This is a genomic window from Providencia sp. Je.9.19, from assembly GCF_051129765.1.
Lineage (GTDB): Bacteria > Pseudomonadota > Gammaproteobacteria > Enterobacterales > Enterobacteriaceae > Providencia.
This window is the reverse complement of sequence record NZ_JBCPSS010000055.1, coordinates 1-298: the sequence shown is the minus strand read 5'-3', so window position 1 is coordinate 298 and position 298 is coordinate 1. Positions and strand designations below refer to the sequence as shown.

The window sequence follows — 298 nt, the reverse complement described above, 5'->3', positions numbered from 1 at the left end:
TTAATGTAAAGTCCGTCACGGCTTGGAAGGCCCCTTCAACAACCGGCGTGCCCGCGGCTTCACCTTGCATGAACGCAGCAAAATTTAACGTTTGGTTACCATCAGCCAGAGTTTGGGGGGCAGTTGGGGTACCCAGCACAATCAGCTCAGAGCCGCCTTGCGCCGTCATGCCCACACCCGCCCCTTGGGCTGAGCCGGTAATGCCGAGTAAATCAGCGTTAACATCGGATGCCGCGCCAGTGAAGGTGACCGTGACTTTATTTTTTGCGGCCGGGGTACCAAACTGGCAGTTTTCTAA

At 55.7% G+C, this 298-nt stretch carries 1 protein-coding gene; it reads right to left on the bottom strand.

Going from position 1 to position 298, the window contains the following annotated elements; all coding sequences use genetic code 11:
• Positions 1 to 298, bottom strand: a 298-nt coding sequence (locus AAZR93_RS21685; protein WP_434721052.1) for a fimbrial protein, incomplete at both ends; no start/stop codon positions are given.